This window comes from Escherichia sp. E1V33 (assembly GCF_004211955.1).
GTDB lineage: Bacteria > Pseudomonadota > Gammaproteobacteria > Enterobacterales > Enterobacteriaceae > Escherichia.
The window spans coordinates 1-5,176 of sequence record NZ_RHJI01000058.1; the positions used below are offsets into that span (position 1 = coordinate 1).

Sequence of the window (5,176 nt, forward strand, 5' to 3'; positions counted from 1 at the left end):
GCCACTTTGCCACCTGTCACGCACAGGTGGCACTCTCTTCGATCAACAGCCTTTGTGATCGCGCTCGCATTCAGTCATTTTTACTATAAATATGATGAAGTTAATTCAGCTTATTTATGGGTGAAATCACTATGGACCCTTTGCACGCCGTTTACCTGACAGTCGGACTGTTCGTCATCACCTTTTTTAATCCAGGGGCAAATCTTTTTGTCGTGGTACAAACCAGTCTGGCCTCAGGCCGCCGTGCAGGTGTACTCACCGGGCTTGGCGTGGCGCTTGGCGATGCCATTTATTCCGGGTTGGGATTGTTTGGTATGGCGACGCTAATTACTCAGTGTGAAGAGATTTTCTCGCTCATTAAAATCGTCGGCGGCGCTTATCTCTTATGGTTTGCCTGGAATAGCATGCGCCGCCAGTCCACTCCGCAAATGAGCGCGCTACAGCAGCCGCTTAATGCTCCCTGGTATGTGTTTTTCCGCCGTGGATTAATTACCGATCTCTCTAATCCACAGACAGTTTTATTTTTTATTAGTATCTTCTCAGTGACGTTAAGCGCTGAAACACCAACCTGGGCGCGTTTAATGGCCTGGGCTGGGATTGTGCTCGCATCTATTATCTGGCGTGTATTTCTTAGTCAGGCATTTTCTTTACCCGCCGTACGTCGTGCATACGGGCGTATGCAGCGCGTTGCCAGTCGGGTTATTGGTGCGATTATTGGTGTCTTTGCGCTACGGCTAATTTATGAAGGGGTGACGCAGCGGTGAGATAACTTAACGCATGGACTTTAATGTCCAACAGGCATACAGGAGTCTCGGCTCTTTATTCATCGCTTTCTACGACAGGGCTTATCGTTCAGTAACGAATGCGAGAAGAACACAGCTTAGAAGATGGGGGTATAAGACGCAGTTAAAGACTTGAGAAATTGGACCGCCATCGAGGCCTCGAACCCCGTACCATACAACAATCCTGGTTGTCGTCTGCTCTTCCTGATGAGCTAATGGCGGTTTTTGATATCAGCCTTGCAGAATATTTTTCGTAAGGCCGTCGTGCGATGCGTAAGATACTGAAAACGCCCTTCGCAAACATGACGGAATTATGATTTTTTTCATATGAATGTCAACTCATACATTCACAAAATATCTTTATTGATTATTTAGCAAGCAACACTGAGTTTATGTCGGCGGATCACCTTACACAGGTAGCGAACTCTTGCCCCTACTCTGAATGTTGTCGCTCTCTTAGTGCCGGAGAGCGACGTTATAAGCAGCACTGCGCGCTAAATTTAATTTTTCAGTCCGTTAGCGTGCCATTATCAATCACAAAACGATATTTCACATCGCCGCGCAACATTCGCTCATAGGCTTCGTTTATTTGATCGGCCCGAATCATCTCTATATCAGCCACGATGCCATGTTCGGCGCAAAAATCGAGCATCTCCTGGGTTTCCGGAATGCCGCCAATCATCGAGCCGGCGATTGAGCGACGTTTCATTATCAGGTTGAAAACCTCCGGTGACTTATGCGGCGTTGCGGGCGCGCCAACCAGCGTCATGGTGCCATCGCGTTTCAGCAAGGTAGTAAAATCGTCGAGATTATGCGGGGCAGCAACTGTATTTAAAATGAAATCGAAACTCTTCACGTGGGCCGCCATTTCATCGGCATTACGCGAGTTAACGACTTCATCAGCCCCCAGAGCTTTTGCCGCTTCGCGTTTTGATTCAGAGGTGGTAAATGCCACCACATGCGCCCCCATCGAGTGGGCCAGCTTGATCCCCATATGCCCCAGACCGCCAATGCCGACCACGCCCACTTTTTTACCTGGCCCGGCCTGCCAGTGGCGCAGCGGTGAATAGGTCGTAATGCCTGCACACAGCAACGGCGCAACGGCGGCCAGCTGCTCTTGCGGGTGGCGAATACGCAAAACGTAACGCTCATGGACAACAATTTGCTGCGAATAACCGCCCAGCGTATGGCCCGGCTCGTCTGGAGTCGGCGCGTTATAGGTCCCTATCATGTGATCACAATAGTTTTCCAGCCCGTCTTCACACTCTTCGCAGTGTTTACAACTGTCGACAATACAGCCGACGCCCACCAGATCGCCCGGCGCATGTTTTTCCACCTGATCACCAACGGCCACCACGCGCCCCACAATTTCATGGCCAGGCACGCAAGGATAAACCGTCCCCGCCCACTCCGAACGGACCTGGTGGATATCGGAATGGCAGACGCCACAGTAAGCAATCTCAATCTGGACATCGTGAGGGCCGGGTTTACGGCGGATGATGTCCATCGGTTCCAGAGGTTGCTTAGCGGAATATGCACCTATAGCTTTGATCTTCATTGCATTTACTCCTGATTAGCTATGTGTATTTGGCGATGCCTGATATGCCATCGCGGCAAAACGCGTCCATTGAATATAGCCAATATTTAAACCGCCCGATCCAGCCCCAACATACCGCGAGCCTGAATCAAACAGAGCAGCAACGTTCCCACAAGGCCAATACGTGTAATTTTTGCCATACGTAAAAGAGCAGAACTGACGATGTTTATGTTTTTTTGGCGCAGATAAATTAATTATCTACACAACGTCAATAAGGGCATATTCTTCAAAGATAACGTCCATTTCTGGCGACACACTTATATTCAGGATGCCCCACTCCCTGGGGCTTTAAATCTCTTACTAGTCACCGTTGCAGACATGCAAAATGCATATCAACCTGCCACACTCCCCCACACCAGTTGCCCTTTATGGAACGTTGCGGTTCTCGGCGAGATACGCGCCACCGCCTCGGCGGAACAGGAGGCGTCCACCAGCACAAAGCTGGCGTCATCCTGTACTTTAGGCCACACGCGCTCGCCGTTTTCGTTGAGCGGCAATACATCGCCAGTGGCTAAAAACAGCGAGCGGGACAAATTCTGTTCGTTAGGGCGAATATAGAGTTGCGCGTAGAGATTGGCTTTTTCCAGCATGTCGCCCAGACCATAAGGCGACCAGTGGTCGATAACGCTGTCAGTGCCAGTCATCACTTTTACGCCTTTGTCGTGTAACTGTTTGAGCGGCATATGCAGCGTGCCAATCGGCACCGTCGAGGCGATAGAAATTTGCTGCGCCGCCATCCGATTCGCCAGCGCATCGACCTGTTGTTCGTTGAGCGTAGCCAGCGCGAAGGCGTGGCTGATGGTCAGCTTGCCCTTCAGCTGCGGCGTTTTCTCTACCGTTTCAACCATATAATTGATGGCTGCCAGGCCTGCCGGAGTGGTTTCGTGCAGGTGAATATCGACGCCTTTGTCGTAGTCCAGCGCAATCTGGAACATGGTGTCGAGGGATTTTTCCATCGCGCCATCGACACTGGTCGGGTCCAGCCCGCCGACGTAATGCGCACCCGCCTGCATTGCTTCACGCATTAAGGGTTCCGATTTCGACAGCAGCAAACCGTGCTGCGGGAAGGCGACGATTTCACACTCGAAGCCCGCCTGACGCCGCGCCAGCACCGCCTGCAAATTTTGCAGATTTTTCAGGCCGGAAACCGGTTCGATATTGCAGTGGCTGCGGGCAATGGTGGTGCCTCTCGACTGCAATAGATCGATCAGTTTTTCCGCCCGCTCCTGCGTATACGGTTGTAACTCCGGCAGCATTTTCTGCTCGAGTTTGATCATGTCCTGGATAGTGGTGCCTGCCGGACGATTGAGCGAGCGCCACGGCCCGCCGTAGAAGGTTTTGTCGAGATGAATATGCATGTCGCGGGTGGTGGGCAGCATCAGCTTACCGCCAGCGTCATAGTGCGGCAGCGTGGCGTCCGGATGCTGCTTGTTCTCACGCAGCGCGACAATTTTGCCGTCCTGAATCTCCACGGTCTGGCGCGCCGTGCGGGTCTGTACCGCCACGCCGTTTTCGTAGTCAAATCCGGTTTCCAGCAGCACGTTGTCGAGATAGTAATGCGGGTCAGTGATTTTCATGGCGTTGTTCGCTTCGCAGTTTAGGGTGCCAGCTACCGCCGCATGGGCGAGCGGCACAGAGGTACCAAACAGCGCGGCGGCGGTGACCATCTTACCGCTCTGGCTCAGAAATTCACGGCGGCTATTGCTTTCTTTCATCTTACGTCCTTACGTTTTAATAATGTGGGTGCCCGTTTCACCGCGCAGCGCCGCTGGCAGGCATTCCGGCGTGGTGATAATCACTTCTTTACCGCCCTGTTCCAGGAACGTCAGGCTGGCGATGATTTTTGGCAACATGCTGCCGGGCGGGAAATGTCCTTCCTGCATATAGCGAGTCATGGTGGCAATATCCACCCGATCGAGCGCCTGCTGCTCGGGTTTGCCAAAATGAATACACACTTTTTCCACGCCGGTGGTGATCACCAGAATGTCGGCGTGAATTTCACGGGCCAGCAGCGCGGTAGAGAGATCTTTGTCGATAACCGCGTCCACGCTTTGGTAATCTCCCGCGTCAGTACGCACCACAGGAATTCCGCCGCCGCCCGCGCCAATCACCACAAAGCCTTGTTGGATCAGCGCCTTAATGGCGGGTGCTTCGACAATACGTTTCGGTTCCGGCGAGGCGACCACGCGGCGATAGCCCCGTCCGGCATCTTCAACAAAACGCCAGTCAGGGTTTGCCTTTTGTAATTCGTCACGCTGGCTGTCACTAAAGAATGCGCCGATGGGCTTGGTGGGATGGGCAAATCCCGGATCGTTTTTATCCACTTCCACCTGAGTCACCACGGTGACGGCTTTTTTCTCGCCGTGACGCGCCAGTCGGTTGTTCAGCGCCTGTTGGATCAGGTAGCCAATGCCGCCTTGCGTATCCGCCACACAGTTCGCCAGCGGTGTTAAGGGCAGCCCTTCGCGCTCGTGGGCAATCTCCGCACGGCGTAAATCCAGCCCGACCTGCGGCCCGTTGCCGTGGGTCAGCACAATGTCGTAATCGGAAGCCAGCATTTCCAGCACCGTATCGGCGACGGCTCTCACCGCCTCCGCCTGATGCTCAATCGACTGGCTGGCGTTATCTTTGATAATGCTGTTGCCACCAATGGCAACGACCACAAGTTCTTTCATGTTGTTATGTCCGCTACAGAGGATGATGGGGTTATGACCAACGCCGAATTGCCTGATGCGCTACGCTTATCAGGCCTACAAATTCTTGCGCCACTCGTAGGCCAGATAAGGCGTTCACGCCG

The 5,176-nt window shown here is 53.0% G+C and carries 4 protein-coding genes and 1 pseudogene; 1 reads left to right on the top strand and 4 read right to left on the bottom strand.

Annotation, left to right across the window (positions count from 1 at the left end):
• Positions 1-131: 131 nt before the first annotated feature.
• Positions 132-764 (top strand): LysE family transporter, encoded by a 633-nt coding sequence (locus D9742_RS22980; RefSeq protein WP_130238339.1) that lies wholly within the window; start codon positions 132-134, stop codon positions 762-764.
• 526 nt (positions 765-1,290) lie between these two features.
• Here the strand turns inward: D9742_RS22980 and yahK are convergent.
• From yahK to D9742_RS23755, 4 genes and pseudogenes are all read right to left on the bottom strand, one after another.
• On the bottom strand, positions 1,291-2,340 hold the full coding sequence (gene yahK / locus D9742_RS22985) for an NADPH-dependent aldehyde reductase YahK (protein WP_130238340.1): 1,050 nt from the start codon (positions 2,338-2,340) through the stop codon (positions 1,291-1,293).
• 371 nt (positions 2,341-2,711) lie between these two features.
• Complete coding sequence (locus D9742_RS22990; RefSeq protein ID WP_130238341.1) at positions 2,712-4,094, bottom strand: amidohydrolase family protein; 1,383 nt, start codon at positions 4,092-4,094, stop codon at positions 2,712-2,714.
• A 9-nt stretch (positions 4,095-4,103) separates the two neighbouring features.
• Positions 4,104-5,054: a carbamate kinase family protein gene (locus D9742_RS22995; RefSeq protein WP_130238342.1), complete on the bottom strand. Its 951-nt coding sequence runs from the start codon at positions 5,052-5,054 to the stop codon at positions 4,104-4,106.
• 49 nt (positions 5,055-5,103) lie between these two features.
• Positions 5,104-5,176 (bottom strand): annotated as a pseudogene (locus tag D9742_RS23755) (hypothetical protein); the annotation flags it as partial.

Excerpts from the sequence above, each read along its gene's own strand:
- D9742_RS22990 (WP_130238341.1), bottom strand. The coding sequence starts at position 4,094 with ATGAAAGAAAGCAATAGCCGCCGTGAATTTCTGAGCCAGAGCGGTAAG.
- D9742_RS22980 (WP_130238339.1), top strand. The coding sequence starts at position 132 with ATGGACCCTTTGCACGCCGTTTACCTGACAGTCGGACTGTTCGTCATC.
- D9742_RS22995 (WP_130238342.1), bottom strand. The coding sequence starts at position 5,054 with ATGAAAGAACTTGTGGTCGTTGCCATTGGTGGCAACAGCATTATCAAA.
- yahK (WP_130238340.1), bottom strand. The coding sequence starts at position 2,340 with ATGAAGATCAAAGCTATAGGTGCATATTCCGCTAAGCAACCTCTGGAA.